Source organism: Neisseria flavescens (assembly GCF_001618065.1).
In the GTDB taxonomy this organism is placed as follows: domain Bacteria; phylum Pseudomonadota; class Gammaproteobacteria; order Burkholderiales; family Neisseriaceae; genus Neisseria; species Neisseria flavescens_A.
Genome location: NZ_LAEI01000045.1, coordinates 72,632 through 93,465 on the forward strand (window position 1 = coordinate 72,632; position 20,834 = coordinate 93,465).

The 20,834-nt window shown below is 48.2% G+C and carries 14 protein-coding genes and 2 pseudogenes; 5 read left to right on the plus strand and 11 right to left on the minus strand.

Annotated elements, in window-relative coordinates; genetic code table 11:
• Positions 1-67: 67 nt before the first annotated feature.
• Positions 68-2,641, plus strand: coding sequence for an ATP-dependent chaperone ClpB (gene clpB, locus TW89_RS07230; RefSeq protein ID WP_128580997.1), 2,574 nt, complete (start codon positions 68-70; stop codon positions 2,639-2,641).
• 229 nt (positions 2,642-2,870) lie between these two features.
• Positions 2,871-4,859, plus strand: a complete 1,989-nt coding sequence (locus tag TW89_RS07235) for a site-specific recombinase (RefSeq protein WP_128580998.1) — start codon at positions 2,871-2,873, stop codon at positions 4,857-4,859.
• Positions 4,860-4,924: 65 nt separating this feature from the next.
• Here TW89_RS07235 and clpP read toward each other — a convergent pair whose 3' ends face one another.
• From clpP to TW89_RS07285, 11 genes and pseudogenes are all read right to left on the minus strand, one after another.
• On the minus strand, positions 4,925-5,545 hold the full coding sequence (gene clpP, locus TW89_RS07240; RefSeq protein ID WP_070460720.1) for an ATP-dependent Clp endopeptidase proteolytic subunit ClpP: 621 nt from the start codon (positions 5,543-5,545) through the stop codon (positions 4,925-4,927).
• A 90-nt stretch (positions 5,546-5,635) separates the two neighbouring features.
• The gene (gene tig, locus TW89_RS07245) at positions 5,636-6,946 is read right to left on the minus strand and encodes a trigger factor (RefSeq protein WP_128580999.1); all 1,311 of its coding nucleotides are present in this window, start codon (positions 6,944-6,946) and stop codon (positions 5,636-5,638) included.
• 192 nt (positions 6,947-7,138) lie between these two features.
• A pseudogene (locus TW89_RS07250) lies at positions 7,139-8,779 on the minus strand (DNA translocase FtsK); the annotation flags it as partial.
• A 101-nt stretch (positions 8,780-8,880) separates the two neighbouring features.
• Positions 8,881-9,583: pseudogene (locus TW89_RS12285) on the minus strand (DNA translocase FtsK 4TM domain-containing protein); the annotation flags it as partial.
• A gap of 188 nt (positions 9,584-9,771) precedes the next feature.
• Positions 9,772-10,323, minus strand: a complete 552-nt coding sequence (locus TW89_RS07255) for a hypothetical protein (RefSeq protein ID WP_128581001.1) — start codon at positions 10,321-10,323, stop codon at positions 9,772-9,774.
• Between the two features lie 36 nt (positions 10,324-10,359).
• Positions 10,360-10,713: a nucleolar protein gene (locus tag TW89_RS07260; protein WP_128581002.1), complete on the minus strand. Its 354-nt coding sequence runs from the start codon at positions 10,711-10,713 to the stop codon at positions 10,360-10,362.
• 47 nt (positions 10,714-10,760) lie between these two features.
• Complete coding sequence (locus tag TW89_RS07265; RefSeq protein WP_128581003.1) at positions 10,761-12,680, minus strand: ATP-binding cassette domain-containing protein; 1,920 nt, start codon at positions 12,678-12,680, stop codon at positions 10,761-10,763.
• Between the two features lie 171 nt (positions 12,681-12,851).
• Complete coding sequence (locus TW89_RS07270) at positions 12,852-13,619, minus strand: amino acid ABC transporter ATP-binding protein (protein WP_128581004.1); 768 nt, start codon at positions 13,617-13,619, stop codon at positions 12,852-12,854.
• Positions 13,620-13,628: 9 nt separating this feature from the next.
• A complete protein-coding gene (locus TW89_RS07275; RefSeq protein WP_049323221.1) occupies positions 13,629-14,345 on the minus strand; it encodes an amino acid ABC transporter permease in 717 nt (238 codons plus the stop codon).
• On the minus strand, positions 14,335-15,159 hold the full coding sequence (locus tag TW89_RS07280) for an amino acid ABC transporter substrate-binding protein (RefSeq protein ID WP_049323223.1): 825 nt from the start codon (positions 15,157-15,159) through the stop codon (positions 14,335-14,337). Before TW89_RS07280 ends, TW89_RS07275 begins: the two co-directional genes overlap by 11 nt.
• Before the next feature lie 155 nt (positions 15,160-15,314).
• Positions 15,315-17,225: an alpha-amylase family protein gene (locus TW89_RS07285; protein WP_049349784.1), complete on the minus strand. Its 1,911-nt coding sequence runs from the start codon at positions 17,223-17,225 to the stop codon at positions 15,315-15,317.
• Between the two features lie 669 nt (positions 17,226-17,894).
• Here TW89_RS07285 and TW89_RS07290 point away from each other — a divergent pair.
• From TW89_RS07290 to TW89_RS07300, 3 genes are read left to right on the plus strand one after another with little or no spacing between them, the layout of a single operon-like run.
• Positions 17,895-18,674 carry a (Fe-S)-binding protein gene (locus TW89_RS07290; protein ID WP_049336155.1) on the plus strand — a complete coding sequence of 260 codons (780 nt, stop codon included), beginning with the start codon at positions 17,895-17,897 and terminating at the stop codon, positions 18,672-18,674.
• Positions 18,671-19,372 (plus strand): LutC/YkgG family protein, encoded by a 702-nt coding sequence (locus TW89_RS07295; protein WP_128581005.1) that lies wholly within the window; start codon positions 18,671-18,673, stop codon positions 19,370-19,372. The genes TW89_RS07290 and TW89_RS07295 overlap by 4 nt, the downstream gene beginning before the upstream one ends.
• Positions 19,369-20,823 (plus strand): LutB/LldF family L-lactate oxidation iron-sulfur protein, encoded by a 1,455-nt coding sequence (locus TW89_RS07300; RefSeq protein ID WP_128581006.1) that lies wholly within the window; start codon positions 19,369-19,371, stop codon positions 20,821-20,823. Before TW89_RS07295 ends, TW89_RS07300 begins: the two co-directional genes overlap by 4 nt.
• Positions 20,824-20,834 lie beyond the last annotated feature (11 nt).

The following is a 20,834-nucleotide window of genomic DNA, read 5'->3' on the forward strand; positions in this document are numbered from 1 at the left end:
GCTATTGAGTTATCCACATTTGCGCTTATATAGGCTCTAACAGAATATATTTGAAGAGGAACTTAAAATGAGATTTGATAAATTGACTGCCAAATTTCAGCAAGCTCTGCAAGAAGGTCAAAGTTTGGCTTTGGCTGCGGACAGCAGCTACCTTGAGGCCGGCTTTATCTTAAAAGCGTTGCTTGACGATCAAAACAGCGGTGCTGCTGCGTTACTGGCTCATGCAGGTGTGAATGTGCCTCAAGTGAAACAGCGTTTGCAGCAGCATTTAAACAGCCTGCCGAAAGTGTCCGGTCAAGGTGGCGATATTATGCCTAGCCGTGAGCTGCAAGCTGTATTAAACCTGATGGATAAGGCTGCAACCAAACGTGGCGATGCCTATATCGCCAGCGAACTTTTCCTGCTGGCTTTGGTTCAGCAGAATGATGCGACCGGCAAAATTTTGAAAGAAGCCGGTGCGACCGAACAAAATATCAATGCCGCGATCGATGCGGTACGAGGAGGACAAAACGTGAACGATGCGAATGCTGAAGACCAACGCGATGCTTTGAAAAAATACACACTTGATCTGACTCAACGCGCCCGTGACGGTAAGCTCGACCCCGTTATCGGTCGTGATGATGAAATTCGTCGTGCGATTCAGGTATTACAACGCCGTACCAAAAACAACCCTGTGCTGATTGGTGAGCCGGGTGTGGGTAAAACCGCGATTGTTGAAGGTTTGGCACAACGTATCGTCAACGGTGAAGTACCTGAATCCCTGCGTAACAAACGCCTTTTGGTTCTGGACTTGGCGGCTTTGATTGCCGGCGCGAAATATCGTGGCGAATTTGAAGAACGCTTGAAAGGCGTGTTGAACGACTTAGCTAAAGACGACGGCAACACTTTGATTTTCATTGACGAAATCCATACTTTGGTTGGTGCAGGCAAAACCGACGGCGCAATGGATGCGGGCAATATGTTGAAACCGGCTTTGGCGCGCGGCGAATTGCACTGTATCGGTGCGACTACTTTGGATGAATACCGTCAGTACATCGAAAAAGATGCGGCACTCGAACGCCGCTTCCAAAAAGTATTGGTTGGCGAGCCAAGTGTAGAAGATACCATCGCTATTTTGCGTGGTTTGCAAGAGCGTTATGAAATTCACCACGGTATCGATATTACTGACCCTGCTATCGTTGCCGCAGCGGAGTTGAGCGACCGTTATATTACCGACCGCTTCCTGCCTGATAAAGCGATTGATTTGATCGACGAAGCGGCCAGCCGCATCAAAATGGAGCTGGACAGCAAACCTGAGCAAATGGATAAACTTGACCGTCGCATTATCCAGCTCAAAATGGAAAAAATGCACGTTGCCAAAGAAAGCGATGATGCCAGCAAGAAACGTCTGGAATTGATAGACGAAGAAATCGACGGCTTGCAAAAAGAATACGCCGATTTGGACGAAATTTGGAAAGCAGAAAAAGCCGCCTCTTCCAGCACCGCCGACATCAAAAAACAGATGGACGACATCAAAGTCAAAATCGAGCAGGCCAAACGCCAAGGCGATTTTGCCCGTGCATCCGAACTCGAATACGGTGAGTTGCCGAAATTGGGCGCACAGTTGCAAGCGGCAGAAAGCAATCCTGACGGCAAAAAACAAAACAAACTTTTCCGTACTGAAGTCGGCGCGGATGAGGTGGCCGAAATCGTTTCCCGCATGACCGGCATCCCTGTGTCAAAAATGATGGAAGGTGAACGCGACAAGCTGCTGAAGATGGAAGAAGTATTACACCGCCGCGTGGTCGGCCAAGATGAAGCTGTGCGTGCTGTATCCGACGCCATCCGCCGCAGCCGTTCCGGTTTGGCCGATCCGAATAAACCTTATGGCAGCTTCTTGTTCTTAGGTCCGACCGGCGTGGGTAAAACTGAGTTGTGCAAAGCCTTGGCAGGCTTCCTGTTTGACAGCGAAGATCACCTGATTCGTATCGATATGTCCGAATACATGGAAAAACATGCTGTTGCCCGCTTAATCGGTGCGCCTCCCGGCTATGTCGGCTACGAAGAAGGCGGCTACCTGACTGAGCAAGTCCGCCGCAAACCATACAGCGTGATTCTTTTGGATGAAGTGGAAAAAGCCCATCCGGATGTGTTCAATATCTTGCTGCAAGTATTGGATGACGGCCGCTTGACCGATGGACAAGGTCGAACAGTGGACTTCAAAAATACCGTTATTGTGATGACTTCCAACATCGGTAGCCAACATATCCAACAAATGGGTACTCAGGACTACGAAGCGGTGAAAGAAGTTGTGATGGAGGATGTGAAAGAACATTTCCGTCCTGAAATGATCAACCGTATTGACGAAGTAGTCGTGTTCCATGGTTTGGATCAGGCCAATATCCGCAGCATTGCGAAAATCCAGCTTAAAGGTTTGGAAAAACGTTTGGAAGCACAACATCTGCATCTGAAAGTCGATGATGCTGCCTTGGATCTGATTGCCGAAGCCGGTTTTGATCCTGTGTATGGTGCCCGTCCGCTCAAACGTGCCATTCAGTCAGAAATCGAAAACCCGCTGGCAAAAGCATTACTTGAAGGTAAATATGCACCTGATAGCACGATCCATGTTAAAGAAGAGGGTGGTAAGCTCTTGTTTGCATAAGGTTAAAACAATGTAGTATGCTGTTGTAAAAGGCCATCTGAAAGAATTCAGACGGCCTTTCTTACTTATTGATTCACATCATATATTTATTATGTAATTTGATTATCCATTGAATTTTAGAGGATATTAATTGAAAATCTTGTATCATGGATTGATAAAGAATGCGATATAATCCGAGCTGTTTGCCGAGGTTCTTGCTAAATATCTCATTTTGTGTAATAATACTACAATGCAAAAACTGACTAATCAAAATCTTCACATTATTTTGTCGGAACGCTTAAATGATACCGACTTTGTTCTTATTCTCAATGCATTAATCAAATTTTTGCGCCGAGGAGGCAAAAAACAGGCTTCCGAACGTTTCGATTTGATTTTATCTACTTTAAAACAAGACGATGCTCTATGCCGTCATTTCAGCCTGCGCTTCTATGCCTGGTTGTCCAAAGTTCACATCTATCCTGCTCTGATCAAGCTGGGTATTTTCTCGCGCCATAGTTTTACTCGGGAGATGGGTATACGGATTTATGAACGTTTCAGCCCGTCTTATAAAGATTTTTCCAATCTGCGCGAAGTATTTTTATATCTTTTTCATTCGAAAAACGATGATAAATGGTTGCAAACCCTGAGTTTGCGCCAATGGTTGAGCATGTATGAATTGTTGCAGGGTAAGGCGGATCCTGCTTTGCTTCAGACGGCCAGCCGACAGTTGGCAGATGCTCGTTTGCGCGCAGTGGAAATGCTGTCTATTTGGATTGCATCCGAAGCGATTGAGCCGGATTTAATACGAATTGCCCCTCGTTTATTGGAGGCAGATTCGGCATTTGTCGCTTTGCAACGTGAAATTGCAAAATTGGTAGAACACTATCGCCACAGTGAAGAAACTTACGACACGGCGCACTTGGATGTCATGTTTGACCAGTGCGACAAGCAAATTGAGTATCTGCGTCGTCGTGGTACAGGAGCAGGGTCTGGTTCGTCAGTGAAAGTGGCACACTTGCTGGAGCGCCTGCAACAAACCATAGGCCGTCTGAAACTGTTGACCAATATTCAAATCGAAACCGGCAGCCGTACCCGCTTAACCATCAATCTGATGAATGCGATGATTTACGCGGCGGTAGAGCAATACAGCACCAGCCACTTGCGTAAAAGCAGTATCCGAATGCTGGCACGCAGTATTACGGAAAACAAAAGCCATCATGGTGATCATTACATCACGCGCAACCGTAGTGAATATTTCAAAATGTTTTATTCCGCAGCAGGCGGCGGCGTAATTATTGCTCTGATGGCATTGAATAAAATCCATATTGCGTCTTTGGGATTCGGCGAGTTTACTACTTCATTCCTTGCCGGACTTAACTACGGCTTAGGCTTTATGTTGATTCATATGCTGCACTGCACCGTTGCGACCAAGCAGCCTGCCATGACGGCGGCGAGTTTTGCCGAACAGGTGGACTCAAATGAAGGCAGCAAAGCGGTGGACAACAAATTGGCAAAACTGCTGATTGACGTGTGCCGTTCGCAAAGTGTTGCCGTGTTTGGCAATGTATCGATTGCCGTATTGTTGGCAGCGGGGATTGCTTGGGCTTATGCCTACACGCATGGCCAGCCTTTATTGGACGAGGCGGTTACAGCCTATCAACTTAAATCTATTGAGATTTTTACTCAGCCGACCTTATGGTACGCTGCTATTGCCGGAGTATGGTTGTTTTGCTCGGGGATTATTGCAGGCTTTTTCGACAACCGTTCCGATTATCTGAACTTGCGTCAGCGCCTGCCTTTTAATCCGTTTTTACGAAAAATCATGCGTCCGCAGCCGCGCCGCCGTTTGGCCGCTTATATTCATAAGCATTACGGCTCGCTTATGGGCAATTTTATTTTCGGTATGCTTTTGGGGATGACCGGCTATTTGGGCCATCTTTTCGGTTTGCCGCTGGATATTCGCCATGTGGCGTTCTCTTCAGCAAATTTGGGTTATGCCGCGATTAGCGGTCATGCAGATATATTCACTTTTATGCTTGGCTTGGCAAGTGTATTGGCAATCGGCATGGTGAATTTGGTGGTCAGCTTTTCTTTAGCTTTGACCGTTGCGCTCCGCTCTCGCGGTACGCGTTTGGGCAGTATGCGTAATCTGCTGAAGAGTTTCTGGAGTCAAGTGAAAGCCAATCCTTTGATTTTGCTGTATCCGGTTCAAGTGAATAACAAAGAAAACACGAAGTAAGATTGAAGAAAGGCCGTCTGAATATATACTTTTCAGACGGCCTTTTAATTTAAAAACTATAAAGATTAGGCTTGCAGAGAGGCACGGTTTTCCAAAACTTGGTCAATCAAACCATATTCTTTAGCTTCATCGGCAGACATATAATTATCGCGGTCGGTATCTCGTTCCAAGTCAGCCAAATCGCGGTCACAATGTTTAGCAAGTAAGCGGTTCAGTTTCTCTTTGATTTTCAGCAGCTCTTTAGCATGAATTTCAATATCGGAAGCCTGACCGGCCAAGCCGCCGTTGATAAGCGGTTGGTGAATCATGATGCGGCTGTTTGGCAGGGCAAAGCGTTTGCCTTTTTCGCCTGCGGACAACAGGAATGCGCCCATACTTGCCGCTTGGCCCAAGCATAAAGTAGAGACATGAGGCTTGATGAAGTTCATGGTGTCGTAAATCGACATACCGGCAGTAACCGAACCGCCCGGAGAGTTGATATAGAAGAAGATATCTTTATCTGGGTTTTCGCTTTCCAAGAACAGTAATTGCGCAACAACCAGATTGGCAGATTCGTCTGTCACCGGGCCGATCAAGAAAACGATGCGCTCTTTCAAAAGGCGTGAGTAGATGTCAAATGCGCGCTCGCCGCGACCGCTTTGTTCGATAACGGTAGGGACAAGGTAATTATTGAAATCAAAGGACATTTTTGTCTCCTGTTAATGATGGAAAAGCACCAAAGCCATTTAAAGCGCTTCGGTGCTTTTGATTGTCTGTTTCAGACGGCCTTAGAGCAGTTAAGCTTGTGCGCCCATTACTTCGTCAAAAGACAGCGCTTTTTCAGTTACTTTAGCTTTGCTCAGAACGAAATCAACAACGTTGCTTTCTACTGCCAAAGAAGTCGGACCTTGCAGGCGGGAAGGCTCTGCGTAGTACCAGTCGATAACTTCTTGAGGATCTTCGTAGCTTTCTGCGAAGTTGGCAACAACGGCTTTGATTTGGTCTTCAGTTGGCTCAAGTTTGTTTTCTTCAACCAATTTAGCCAAAATCAGACCCAAAGCAACGCGGCGTTCTGCTTGTTCTTTGAACATATCCAAAGGCAGATCCAAGTTGGCAGCGTCAGCCATGCCTTGGTTAACGAAGTTTTGTTTCATTTCGTTTGCCAAGCGGGCGGCTTCTTCGTTGATCAAAGCAACAGGAACTTGCAAGTCAGTTGCTTTGAGCAGGGCGTTCATGACAGATTCTTTGGTTTGTTCACCGATGCGACGTTCAACTTCGCGGCCGACGTTTTTCTTCACTTCTTCACGCATTTTGGCAACGTCGCCGTCTTCAATGCCCAGAGCTTTAGCAAAGTCAGCATCAACTTCAGGCAAAGTAGCTTCAGAAACGTTGTTCAGAGTGATGGTGAATACGGCAGATTTACCGGCAACATCTTTACCGTGGTAGTCTTCAGGGAAGTTTACGGTAACATCTTTGCTTTCACCGGCTTTCATGCCGACAACACCAGCTTCGAATTCAGGCAGCATTTGACCTGCGCCCAATACGAAAGCGTAGTTTTTAGACGCGCCGCCGGCGAAAGGCTCGCCGTCGATTTTACCTTCAAAGTCGATGATGACGCGGTCGCCGTTTTGAGCTTCGCGGTCAACATGGTTGAAGCGGGTGCGTTGTTTACGCAGGATTTCTACAGTTTGGTCGACTTCGGCATCGCCAACAGTCGCAGTAACTTTTTCTACTTCTTGGGCAGACAGGTCGCCAATAGTTACTTCAGGGAAAACTTCAAAAATAGCGGCAACTTTGAAAGACTCTTGATCGTCTTGTTCTTCAACGCCTTCAAAGCGTGGGTAACCGGCAACTTTCAATTCTTGAGCAACGGCAACTTCGTAGAATTCGCGTTGTACCAATTCGTTGATAACGTCGTTTTGTGCGCTTGCGCCGTACATTTGGGCAATCATTTTGAACGGTGCTTTACCCGGACGGAAGCCGTCAATTTTTGCGCGGCGTTGGGTTTGTTTCAGTTTTTTCTCAGTTTCTGCGTTGATTTTGGACCAAGGCAGAGACAATACTACTTTGCGTTCCAGATTTTCTAAAGTTTCAACAGTTACGCTCATCGTAAGCCCTTAAATTTGTTGTGTTTAAACGGTTATCCTTCTGCTCAGAATTCCGAAGAACTTCGGAAGCGTGCATAAGGTCAAAATTTAGCTGCTTAGTATAACACAATGTTTCACGAATAACATAAAAAGGCCGTCTGAAAAGTGGGAAATTCTTTTCAGACGGCCTTTGAGTTTCGATATTGTTGTTTTTTACAGCTGGTCTTTTTGTGCCAGAATCCGTCGGCTACCGTTGATGTCTGCCGGAGAGAGAACACCGGCATTTTCAAGCGCATCTACTAAATTGGCGGCGCGGTTGTAGCCGATGCGTAATTGGCGTTGCAGTGCGGAAATGGAAGTTTTCCGGCTTTCCAATACGAAGGCAACGGCTTGATCGAATAACTCATCGCTGTTTGCATTCGGATTAACAATATTGGTGGTTTCGATGGCGGCTTCGCCACTGAGCAGGCCTTCCACATAATTGGTCGGAGCCTGTTCTTTGACGAAATTGACGACCTGATGCACTTCATCATCGGAAACAAACGCACCTTGCAGGCGTGTCGGTTCTGCGCTGCCCGGTTGCAGGAATAATGAGTCGCCGTATTTGAGCAATTCGTCTGCACCCATTTGGTCAAGAATGGTGCGGCTGTCGATTTTGCTTTGTACGGTAAAGGCCATGCGTGTCGGAATGTTGGCTTTAATCAGGCCGGTAACCACATCGACACTCGGACGCTGGGTGGCGACAATCATGTGAATACCTGCTGCACGCGCTTTTTGGGCAAGGCGTGCGATTTGCTGCTCAACGGATTTGCGTTCTGTCATCATCAAGTCAGCCAACTCGTCGATAACGACCACAATCAACGGCAGTTTTTCCAGAGGCTCAGGATCGTCAGGATTTAAGCTGAACGGATTGAGTAATGGCTTGCCTGCTGCTTTGGCTTGTTCGACTTTTTGGTTGAAACCGTCCAGATTGCGCACGCCGGCATGGGAAAGCAGACGATAGCGTTTTTCCATTTCGGCAACACACCAGTTCAATGCTTGTCCGGCCTCTCGCATATCGGTTACAACCGGGCAGAGCAGGTGCGGAATGCCGTCGTAAATGCTCAATTCAAGCATTTTCGGGTCAATCATAATGAAGCGGACTTCGTCTGGCGTGGCTTTGAAGAGCATGGACATAATCATGCCGTTCACGCCGACAGACTTACCCGATCCGGTCATGCCTGCGACCAAAAGATGCGGCATTTTCGCCAAGTCGCCGACCACGGGCGTGCCTGCAATATCTTTACCCAACGCGACGGTCAGCTTGGATTTGGCTTCGGTAAACACAGGCGAAGAGAGGATTTCGCTCAACATCACGTCTTGGCGTTTCTCATTGGGTAATTCAATGCCCATGGTGTTTTTACCGGCAATAGTTTCTACGATGCGTACCGCTTGCAGAGACATTGAGCGTGCCAAATCTTTAGACAGGGCGACAATTTGACTGCCTTTGACACCTTGTGCCGGTTCGATTTCGTAGCGGGTAATCACGGGACCGGAAGTGGCGGAAACAACCTGTACGCCGATGCCGAATTCAGCCAGCTTGGCTTCGATTAATTCTGCGGTTTGTTGCAATTCATCCGGATTGACGGCAACCGGTTCTTCAGACGGCATACGCAACAGGTTCATATTGGGTTTGTGGTATTCGCCGTTGTTTTTAGGTTCAGTATCGTCAAACAGGGAAGTTTGGATTTTAGGAGGCGGCGCAACGGACACGGCAACGGTTTTACGGTTACTGCTGCTGCCTGCCAACGGAGCAACCGGAGTAGCGGTAATGGTTTTGGCTTCTTTAACCATGCGGCGCGTATTTTGGGTTTCCAAAGCTTCGGAACGGACATCTTCTTTTTTATTTTGGAATTGATACAGTTTTTTCATCAGGCTGCTAAACAGGCCGCCCATATGGCTGCCGGATTTGGCCATGACTTCCAACCATGACACCTGAGCCAGCAGGGAAATGGACAAAAGCAACATCACCAGCATAATCAACAGGCTGCCCGATTTACCCAACAGCCAAGCCAAGCCTGAACCCGCCAGCAAGCCGACCAAGCCGCCTGCACCGACGGGAAGGGATTCGCTCAATGCATTGTCAAACAGGAAATGTTCGATAATCGGGCTGCACACCAGCAGGAGGAATAATGCCAAAGCGGCTACGCCGTGATTGTAAGGTTTATGGTTTTCCTGCTTTTTCATGGGGCGGAAATTTTTGTAGAGGAAAACGCAAGAGGCGGCTATCCACCACCAAAACGATAAGCCAAACAGATAATATCCGACATCGGAAAGATAGGAGCCAAAGAGGCCGCCGAGATTGGCGACATCGTTGCTTTTGGGAACGCTGCGCGACCATGCAGGGTCGTCCATGCTGAAGCTGGCCAGGGAAATAGCCAGATAAATGGTGATAACCAAGCCAAACAGCCATAAAGCATCATTAATCAAGTTGACGACATGCTCGGGGCGCGCTTTTTTTTCTTCGTTTCTTTGCAGCTCTTTGGCGGCCTTGAGGCGTTGGGAGACTTTATTGTCGGCTTGAGTTTGTGCTTTGGTGGATTTGCGTGTGGTCGGTTTGGCTGCCGGTTTGGTTGAGACGCGTTTTTTTGTTTGGGTTTTAGAAGATTTTGCAGTCATGAGATAAAGGCCGTCTGAAAAGACTGGAGGTAATGTGCGTAAAGGGCAAATTATACCGTATTTACTAGGCACAAGAAATTGAAACGGGCGTAATCATTATAGGATTCAGGCCGTCTGCTTGGCGTAACGAAAATTTTGGATTTCGTTTCCACCTATTCAGACGGCCTGATGTTTTGATTGATTTGGACTTACATTCTGCCCAGTTCGCGCTGGAGGGCTTGAATGTTTTTCTCTCTATCCAAAACCGCGCCTTGCAACGTACTGATGGCCTGTTGATTGACGCTGCCGCCTTTGGCTGTCCGCGCTTGGCTTAGTTGCTTTTTGGCATCGGCCAAAGCCGCGCGTTCATTGGACAACTCGGTTTCCAAAATAGAGCGGCGGCTGTTGACGCCGGAGGATTTTGGAACCGGAGGAGGAGCTGTTTCAGAAGCGGTGCGGACAGGGGCAGGTTTGGGTGTTGCTTTGTGGTTAGATTTTGTCGCTGTATTTTTGCTTTTTGCCGGAGCCGTTTGTGATGTTGGCGCGTTGAGTGTAGGCGCATCGCTGACCGGGGCGTCGTATCGGCTGCTGCTGTATTTGCCGACAATCGGCAAATCGTTGACGGCTTGGCAGTTGCCGCTTGGGCGCGAGGTATAGACAATCGAGCCGTTGACTTCACAGGTATAGATTTTTGCGGCGTGGGCTTGGCTGTTGAAAACGGCGAGCGGCAGCAGGGATAGGGTAAGCAGATATTTTTTCATGATTTAGGTAGGGCTGATGCGTTGCAGTTGAGCATTTTATTCTTGTTCAGACGGCATGGGCTGCTGTTTCTTAGCTTTTGCACGGTTTTTGTTTTTGCTCGGTTTGTCGGCTTTTTTCTCTTGTTTATCGGATTTTTCCGCGCGTGCCTTTTTCTTAGGCTTTGCACTTGCGCGTTCATCAGAGGCATTGAGGCTGCGGATGTTGAGGTGGTAACCGCTGCCTTGATGGCCGCTGATTTTAGGCAATTCGGCCTGTGCGCAGGAGGATTTGGGTTCGGAAGTATAGCTGCCGTTGCCGCAGGAATAAACTGCGGCGGCTGCGTGAAGAGAAATGCCCAAGACGAAAGAGGATACGAAGAAGTATCCGGCTTGTTTGATGGTTGAAGTCATGTTTTTCCGTATTGTGTTTTATTTCAGACGGCCTGATGGCTCTATTTTTATTGGGAAAACTCGGCTTCGACATCAACTTGGATTTGCTCAAGCTCTTCCTGCCATTGCAGCCAGTTTTCTTCCAGTTGCGTTAATTTTACTTTAGTTTCTGTTAATTGTGCGAGTGTCTCTTGCAATTTGGGTTTATTTTCTTCTGAATAAGCAGATTCTTGTGCCAAAAATGCTTCACAGGCCGTCTGAATATCAGTTAATCGTGCGATTTCTTTTTCGGCTTTGTCGATTTTCTGCTGAATCGGTTTGCTGCGTTTGGCTTTTTCCTGACGGATTTGTGCTTCTATGCGCTTGGTGTCCTTACGGCTTTGGCTTTGTGCAGAAGCGGCGGGGGCAGCAGCTGCGTTTTCTTGTGCCAACCGCCATTGACGGTAGTCGTTCAAATCGCCGTCGAAGTTGTTCAGACGGCCTTTGTCAATCAATAGGAAGCTGTCGGTAGTCGCTTCAAGCAGGCTGCGGTCGTGCGAAACAACAATCAATGCGCCTTGGAAACTTTGCAGGGCAAGTGTCAGGGCGTGGCGCATATCCAAGTCTAGGTGGTTGGTCGGTTCGTCAAGCAGCAGCAGATTAGGTTTTTGCCAGATAATCATGGCAAGGGCGAGCCGCGCTTTTTCGCCGCCGGAGAACGGCTCGGTCTTTTGAACCGCCATATCGCCAACAAAGTTGAAACCGCCTAAAAAGTTGCGGATTTCCTGTTCGCGGACTTCGGGAGAAAGCTGCTGGATATGCCAAACCGGACTTTGGTCGGCGCGTAATGTGTCCAGTTGGTGCTGGGCAAAATAGCCGATATTGAGCTTTTCGGAGCGGACGATGCTGCCGGAAAGTAAATCGATTTTCCCTGCCAATGCTTTGATAAATGTGGATTTACCGCTGCCGTTAACACCCAATAGGCCGTAACGTGCGCCGCTTTCCAGAGACAAGGTGATATCGTGCAAAACGGTATTGTCGCCATAACCCAAGTCGGCATGGTCGAGTTTCAATAATGGATTAGGCAGGTGTGTCGGATTGGCAAACTCAAAGGAAAATTCGCTATCCAAATGCGCGGGAGCAATGCGTTCGAGCTTGGCTAGAGCCTTCATGCGGCTTTGAGCTTGTACGGCCTTTGTGGCTTTGGCTTTGAAACGGTCGATAAAGGATTGCAGATGTTTGATTTGTGCCTGCTGTTTGATGTAAGCGGCTTGTTGTTGTGCCAGACGTTGGGCGCGTTCGGCTTGATAGAAATCGTAATTGCCGCCGTATTGGGTCAGTTTTTGTTGAGATAGCTCGATGGTTTGCGTTGTGGTGGCATTCAAGAAGTCGCGGTCATGGGAGATGATGATTTGCGTACAGGGTAGGGAAGCGAGATGGTTTTCCAGCCACAGTACGGTTTCTAAATCCAAGTGGTTGGTCGGTTCGTCCAAAAGTAGCAAATCGGCACGACAAATCAGCGCTTGGGCAAGGTTGAGGCGCATACGCCAGCCGCCGGAGAAGGATTTGACGGGACGCGTATGTTCTTCTTGTGCAAAACCTAAGCCGTTAAGCAGTTTGGCGGCACGTGCCGGAGCAGTATAGGCATCGATTTCTTCAAGTTTGGCGTGATATTCGGCCTGCTTCATGCCGTCGTTTTGCGCTTCTGCTTGGGCTAAGGCCGTCTGAAAAGCCTGCAATTCGGCATCGCCTTGCAAAACGTAGTCTAATGCGGAGATATCTAAATCAGGCGTTTCTTGAGAGACAGAAGCCAGACGCCATGTTTTGGGAATAAGGATTTCGCCGCCATCTTGAGTGATTTCACCTTTTATCAGCGCAAACAGGCTGGATTTGCCTGTACCGTTTTTACCGATTAAACCAACGCGTTGGCCGGGGTTGATTACGGCATCGGCTTTATCGAGTAGGACTTTCAAACCGCGTTGTAAGGTGAGTTTTTTAATTTCTATCATGATGGCAGGCAAGGGGATGAGTAAAACGAAAGGCGTTATTTTACCTGAAAAGATATATAAAAGGCCGTCTGAACAAGTATGAAAACGAAATCAACGATTTCTATTTCACTTATTCAGACGGCCTTTATGAAATGACAGTCGGAAATGCTTTCAAATTATCTGTTGTTTCAATTAAATTTGAAGCTCGGTATTGTCCGCACGGATTTGGCGCAGGAATTTTTGTGTGCGCTCATGTTTGGGATGATTGAACAAATCTTGCGGGCTGCCTTGTTCGACAATAACGCCGCCGTCCATCACGACGACGGTGGTTGCCACTTCCAAGGCAAATTTGATTTCATGCGTAACGACAACCATGGTCCAGCCTTCTTGTGCCAACTCCTTCATGGTATCCAAAACATCTTGTACCAATTCAGGGTCAAGCGCGGAAGTTGGTTCGTCAAACAGCATCAGTTCAGGCTGAATCGCCAATGCGCGGGCAATGCCGACGCGCTGCTGTTGACCGCCGGAAAGCTGGTAGGGGTAGAGGTCGATCTTATCGCCCAAACCGACTTTTTTAAGCAATTTGACAGCCTCTTCACGCGCTTGAGCGGCAGGTTTGCCTTGTACGGCAACCGGCCCTTCCATGACGTTTTCCAACGCAGTTTTGTGCGGGAAGAGGTTGTATTGTTGGAACACCATGCCGGACTTGCGGCGCAGTGCCAAAATATCGTGTTTGCTTGGTTTTTTGGAAAAATCGATGCTTAACGGCTGCGCGTTGTCAAACTCGATCTGACCTTGTTCTGGCATTTCCAAAGCGTTTAAACAGCGTAAAAACGTGGTTTTGCCCGAGCCGGACGGGCCTAGGATAACGACCACTTGTCCTTTGCCGACATCCAAATCGATGCCGCGCAAAATGGTATTTTCGCCAAAGGTCTTATGGATATTGCGGATTTTAATCATGACAACTCCTTATTTGGCGACATAGCGGTCAAAGCGTTTTTCCAAGCGCGCCTGAATCAAAAACAGCACTTTGCAGAAGCACCAATAAACCAATGCGGCTTCGATATAAACGGGCAAAAAGTCATAAGTACGGTTTGCTGTCTCTTGGGCAACACGGAAAAGCTCTGTTACCGTTACTACGGCGGCAAGCGAGGTGTTTTTGAACAAGCCGATAAACTCGTTGCTTAGAGGCGGTACGGCAACGCGGAATGCCTGTGGCGCGATAATACGGCGGAACGTCTGCATATAGGTCATACCGATGGAGAAACCGGCTTCCCATTGGCCTTTAGGTACGGACAAGATTGCCGCGCGTATGGTTTCGGAAGCGTATGCGCCGACATTGAGCGAAAAGCCGATGATGGCGGCAGGAATCGGGTCGATATAGATGCCGACGGAAGGCAAACCGTAGAATACGATGACCAACTGCACCAAAAGCGGCGTGCCGCGAATGACCGAAATATAAAATTCCACCAGCTTCAGCAAGCATTTTTGGAAAATACCGCCGGAGGGCATGATCCGCACCAAAGCAACGGCTACGGCAATAATCATGCCGATAACGAAAGAAGCGATCGCCAAAGGCAAAGACACTGCGAAGCCGGCTTTGACCATGGGCCAAAACGCGCTGATGAGCATATCAGCGCGTGTTTCCGTCATAAACGGCAGAGAGGCAAGGAAATTATTTAACACTGATGTCTTTTCCGAAGAATTGTTCGCCCAGTTTTTTCAGCGTGCCGTCGGCTTTCAGTTCGTTCATGGCTGTGCTGAATTTAGCCAATGCTTCATCGTTGCCTTTATTGACAATCAAGCCGGAGCCGACTTTTTCGTCAGCCGGTGCAGACCAAACGATTTTTACGCCGGCATTTGGGTTTTTCTTCAGGTAGTCCAATACTGCCAATTCGTCGTTCAGGGTTGCATCGGCACGTTTTTGTTCAATCAAGGTCAGGGATTGCGCCAAACCATCCACCGGTACGAGTTCTGCGCCTGCAGCTTTGGCTTTTTCACCATAGTTGCTGGTCAGGGATTGTGCGGTTTTCACGCCTTTAATGTCGTCGATGGATTTGATGTTGCTGTCTTTGCGCGCAACCAATACAGCACCGCTCCAGCTGTAAGGTTCGGATTTGTCAAAAGTTGCTTGACGCTCAGGGCTGGTCAGGCCGACTTGGTTGGCAACCACGTCGAAACGGCCGGCTTTCAAACCTGCCATCATAGAGTCCCATTGTGTTTCTTTAAATTCGACTTTTACGCCCAGTTTGTCGGCAACGGCGCGGGTAACTTCGACATCGTAGCCGGTCAATTTGCCGTCTTTATCGTGGTAGGTGAAGGGTGCGTAAGTACCTTCCGTACCGACAGTGATGGTACCTTTGTTATTGATGCGCTCAATCAGTGAGCCGGAAGCCGCGCCGGATTGGGCCGGTGCAGAAGAAGCTGAGTTGCTGCCTTCGCCGCCGCAAGCAGCCAAAACTACTGCAGCGATGGTGCCGAGTACGAATTTTTTCAACATGGATTTTTACTCCTGATTTTTAGTGTGTCATCTGGTATTAAAGCATGCATTCTAAGCGAAACTGCCCAAAATACAAAATACATCTTAGTTTCTTAAAAGGCCGTCTGAACGCTGATTTGTTCAGACGGCCTTGAGTGGTGTATCAAAATTTCGGCTTATGCAATTTCAAGCCACATGACTTGATAGGGTTGCAGTACCAAATCCTGATTCAGGGAAACGGTTTGACCGCTGATCAAATCGTGCGCTTTAAACGGCATGGCCTGCAGCGTATGCGCACTGATGGTTTGTGGATGTTCGCTGAAGTTGCCGAATGCCAATAGTGCGTTGTTGCGCATATAGCCGATGATGTGTTTGTTGTTGGTATTGAAGGTAACCAACTTGCCGCCGTCAAAGCGCGGATTGCTTTGGCGGATGGCAATCATATGGCGCAAACCTTGGAAGATTTGACCGGCAGTGGTCGAGCTGTCATGGCGTTGGTTGTACAACTCTTCATTATAACGAGGACGGTGTGCCCAGCGGCTGTCGTCGCTCTTATTGCTGTCTTGCGACCAGTCGTCATCATTGAGCGTACCCACTTCGTCACCCAAGTAAATCAGCGGCAGACCACCGGTACTCAGGGCGATGCTGTACAAAAGTTTAATGCGGTCAACGGCATATGGGTCATTTTGAGCCAAACCGACCAATGCTGCGGCTGTACCGCTGACACGGCAGTCGCCAGTGTTTGGGTTGTATTGGAAGGGGACGCCGCGCGCGAAGCTGCCGTCGAAATGGTTGACGAAGAAGCGGTTGAGGAATTGTCGGTGGTCGTAGCCGTGGATGCCGAACTGCCATGCGTCCTCATCGGCAAACGTCCAGCCTATGTCGTCATGGCTGCGTACGTAGTTGACCCATGCTGTGTGGTCGGGCAGGTTGTGGCGGTAGGTCAGTGCTTGATGGAGCAGGTTGACTTCGCGTGTGGCGAGGGTGTTCCACAACAATGCCATTTGCAGAGGGTTGTAGCCGATTTGACATTCGTCTTGGCTGATGTATTGGACAACTTGGTCAGGATGGACGATGGCTTCGGATTTGAAGAACACGGCTGGCGCTGCGATACGCATTACAGAGTTAAACGCGCGAATCAGAGCGTGTGCCTGAGGCAGGTTTTCGCAGCTTGTGCCCATTTGTTTCCAAATAAAGGCAACGGCGTCCATGCGCAGAATATCAACGCCCAAGTTGGCAAGGAACATCATTTCGCCTGCCATGGCACGGAATACCCATGGGTTGCTGTAATTCAAGTCCCATTGGAAGGAGTTGAACGTTGTCCATACCCAGCGTCCGTCTTCCAGTTGGGAGAAGCCGCCCGGATGTTGGTCGGGGAAGATTTCACGCAGGGTGCGGTCGTATTGGTCGGGCATCCAGCGGTCAGGGAAGATGTAGTAGAAGTTGTCGTAGAGCGGATCACCGGCGGCGCAACCTTTTGCCCATTCGTGTTCGTTAGAAGTGTGATTGAAGATGAAATCGACAACGGCGGAAATGCCTGCTTCGTGCAGCGCGGCAATAACATCGCGCAAGTCATCTATTGTACCCAGTGCCGGATTGACATCGCGGTAGCTGCTGACTGCATAGCCACCGTCGCTTTTGCCTTCAGGGCATTTAAACAGGGGCATCAGGTGCAGATAGGTCAGGCCCAACTCTTGGAAATAAGGGATTTTGGCTTTCAAGCCTTGCAGATCGCCTGCAAACAAATCGACATAGCACGCGCCGCCAACCTGTTTGTTGGACAAAATCCAGTCAGGATCGTTTTCGCGCGCGATATCGATATCTTTTAAAGATGAGTTGCGTTGGGAATAGCTTTGCCATGCTTGGGCAATCAGTTGCTCCAGCATGGGGAGGACGGCTTCGTTGTTGTTGTAGACGTTGTCCAGCTCGTGCATCAGTTTTGGAAAGTGTTCTTCAAGCCGTCTGTCAAACTGTTTCCAGTCTTCAGATGCCTCGATGCTTGCACGCTGTTCGGGAGTGTATATCGATAGGGTGCGTTCTTTAAGGTGATGCAAGGTCAAATCAACCTGTTGAGTCTGGGTCAACATAATGCCTACTCCGAAGTTAAGGTGAAATTGTTTTGAAGCTTGGTTTCACTTCTTTTGCAAATCCATGCCGATTGTGGGCGGCCAAGACTGTAATTTTGCGTCAAGAAACTGCCTCAATGATACTGGAAGTGCTTGAGTGTGCATAGGGTTTTCGCGGCTCCGGAAAAGGTTTTTCAAGTGTTTGATTTTGATTAAAAGTAGGGTTGAGTATACGGAAAGTGGCCTTTTGACGAACTTATCTTTCAGACGGCCTGAGTCTTGTGAGAAAAACTTTTATTTTTATTATCTTAGACATCTTTTTATTCAGATATGGCCGTCTGAAACATATGTACAGCATAATGGGTCGCTTATTTTGTTTAAAAATGAGTCATAGAGATTAAGTTCATGACTTCTGATGTAAATCAAAATTCTAGAAAGAGGGCAGTTATTCTGTTTTAAATAGAGAGAGAATATATGAGCTTCATTCATTAAAAAATGAATCCATCAGTTTTCTTATTGATAGTGGTTATTATGTAGATTATCAAGTTAATAAGGGAAAGCCCTCTGTCTGATTTGTCATGCTTTTTTAATATTATTTTTTAAAATTAGACTTGACCCGTTACAAGCAATTACTTAAAGTACCCATCTTAATTTTTATACAAGAAAACGGGTTGTCCCGTTCCAAAAAAAATGAGCGCAATCAAACCACCACAAATCACTGTATACGACAGCAAGCCGACCGATGTTTATTTCTTCGGTACTTGCGTTCTCGATATCTTCATGCCGGAAGCCGGTATGGATGCCATTACTTTAATCGAACAACAGGGTATCCGTGTCCATTATCCAATGGAGCAAAGCTGCTGCGGCCAACCGGCCTATTCGTCAGGTCATCCTAAAGAAGCCTTTGATGTTGCCAAAGCGCAACTGGATTTATTCCCTGAAAATTGGCCGATTGTCGTGCCTTCCGGTTCTTGCGGCGGCATGATGAAACACCACTGGCCGACTTTGTTTAAAGGTACCGAGTACGAACAAAAAGCTATTGATTGCGCCAATCGTATCATTGAATTTACCCACTTCCTGCTGGCGATTGGTTACAAACCTGAAGATAAAGGCGAGCCGGTTAAAGTAGCCGTTCATACTTCCTGCGCGGCGCGTCGCGAGATGAATGTCCATTTGTCAGGCTGGCAGCTGATTGACGGCATGGAAAATGTTGAACGTATCGTTCACGACCATGAAAGTGAATGCTGCGGTTTTGGCGGTACATTCTCTGTGAAACAGGCCGATATTTCCGGCGCGATGGTAACCGACAAAGTTGCAGCCCTGAAAGAAACAGGCGCAACTGAAATCATCAGCGCGGACTGCGGCTGCATGATGAATATCGGCGGTAAAATTGCCAAAGACGAACCCAATATGCCACGTCCGAAACATATTGCATCTTTCCTGTTGGAACGTACCGGAGGTAAAGCATGAGCGCGCGCGAAAATATTTTAGCGAAATTGAAAAAAGCCGATGCCTTGCCGATGGAAGAGCCGCCGGTTTTCGATTATTACCGTGAAATGGGTGTTTCTTGGGCTAACGATGTCGAGCGCTTGAAACATTGGGCGGCTGCCATGCGTGCCGTTAAAACTGAAATCTATTGGGTTACCAAATCCAACTGGCCGCAAGTATTCCGCCAAGCAGCCGAAGGCAAAGGCTTGAAAAATATTCTGCTCCCATTGGAAACAGAACACGGCCAGCTGGCTCGTGCAGCTTTGGCCGATACTAATATTGAAGCGTGTGGTTTTGAGCGAAAAATCGACGACTGGAAAAACGAATTCTTTACCGATATTGAGGCTGGTTTTAGCGGCTCTAAATGCGGTATTGCCCGTACCGGTACGATTATGCTGGAGTCCAGCCCTGTTGAGCCGCGCAGCCTGAGTTTGGTTCCGCCTGTGCATTTCTGCCTGTTTGACACCAGCAAGATGTACAACGAATTCCATAATGCTGTTGAAGGTGAAAAACTGGTAGAAAAAGGCATGCCTACCAACGTTATTTTGATTTCCGGCCCGTCTAAGACTGCCGATATTCAATTGACTTTGGCCTATGGTGCACACGGCCCGCGCGATTTAGTGGTTTTGGCCGTTCTGCCTGATCATATTTCCCCTGCCGATTTGGAGGAAAAAGCATGAGTTCCCAAACCATTAAATTCCATATGAAGCCGGAAACGTTCAAGCAAAACGCCGCGATTTCTTTGCAAGACAAGCCTCTGCGTAAAAGCTTGCGCACAGCGATGGATATGCTGATGACCAAGCGCAAAGCCGTTTTGACAGATGAAGAAGAGCTGCAAAGCCTGCGGGATTTGTGTGAACACGTCCGTCAGCGTTCGTTGTCTAAATTGCCTGCATTATTGGAACAATTAGAAGCAAATCTGACCAAGTTGGGCGTTAAAGTCCACTGGGCGGAAACACCGGCCGAAGCCTGCCAAATCATTCACAACATCATTACCGATAAAAACGGTAAGCTGATGGTGAAAGGCAAATCTATGGTCAGCGAAGAGATTGAGCTGAACCATTATCTGCAAGACCGGGGCATCAAAGCGGTTGAAAGCGACTTGGGCGAGTTTATCGTACAAATGGCCGGCGAGAAACCAACCCATATCGTGATGCCTGCCATTCACAAGACCAAAGAGCAGGTAAGCGAGCTTTTCCATCAAAATCTCGGTACTCCATTAACAGACGACGTGGACCAACTGACCGGCTTTGCCCGTAAAGCACTGCGCGATATTTACAGCACTGCCGACGTCGGTTTGAGCGGTGTGAACTTTGCCGTTGCAGAAACAGGCACTTTGTGCCTGGTGGAAAACGAAGGTAACGGCCGCTTGAGTACCACTGTACCGCCTGTGCACATCGCCATTACCGGTATTGAAAAAGTGGTTGCGAAACTGTCGGATGTGCCGCCTTTGTACAGCCTGTTGCCACGTTCAGCTATCGGTCAGAACATTACCACTTATTTCAATATGATTACCGGTCCTCGCCGTAGCGAAGAGCTGGACGGCCCTCAAGAAATGCACTTGGTACTGCTTGATAACGGCCGTAGCCAAGCTTATGCAGAAGATCAAATGCGCCGTACCTTGCAATGTATCCGTTGCGGTGCGTGTATGAACCACTGTCCGGTTTATACCCGTATCGGTGGCGCGGCTTACGGTACGACTTATCCCGGCCCGATTGGCGAGATTATCTCTCCGCATTTGTTAGGTTTGGATGCGACACGCGATCTGCCGACTGCGTGTACCATGTGTGGCGCCTGCGTTGAAGTTTGTCCGGTACGCATTCCTATTACCGAACAAATGCAACGCCTGCGTGTTGAAGCACAACGTTCGCCAACAGAAACCGTTCCACATCCTATCCGTGGTCAAGGTGCATCGCATACTTTCGGTGAACAAATGGCATGGCGTACGTTTAACGGTATTTTCAGCGGCAGTAAAGCTTATCGAGCATTCGGCTGGGCTGCTACCAAATTCCGTGCATTGACGCCAAGCAAGCAGTTAAGCTGGACCAATAACCATGTTCCGATGAAACCTGCCAAGCAAACATTGCATGAAATGATGGCAGAAAGAAAACGTCAGCAAGAAAAAGCATAAGACTTGAAAAT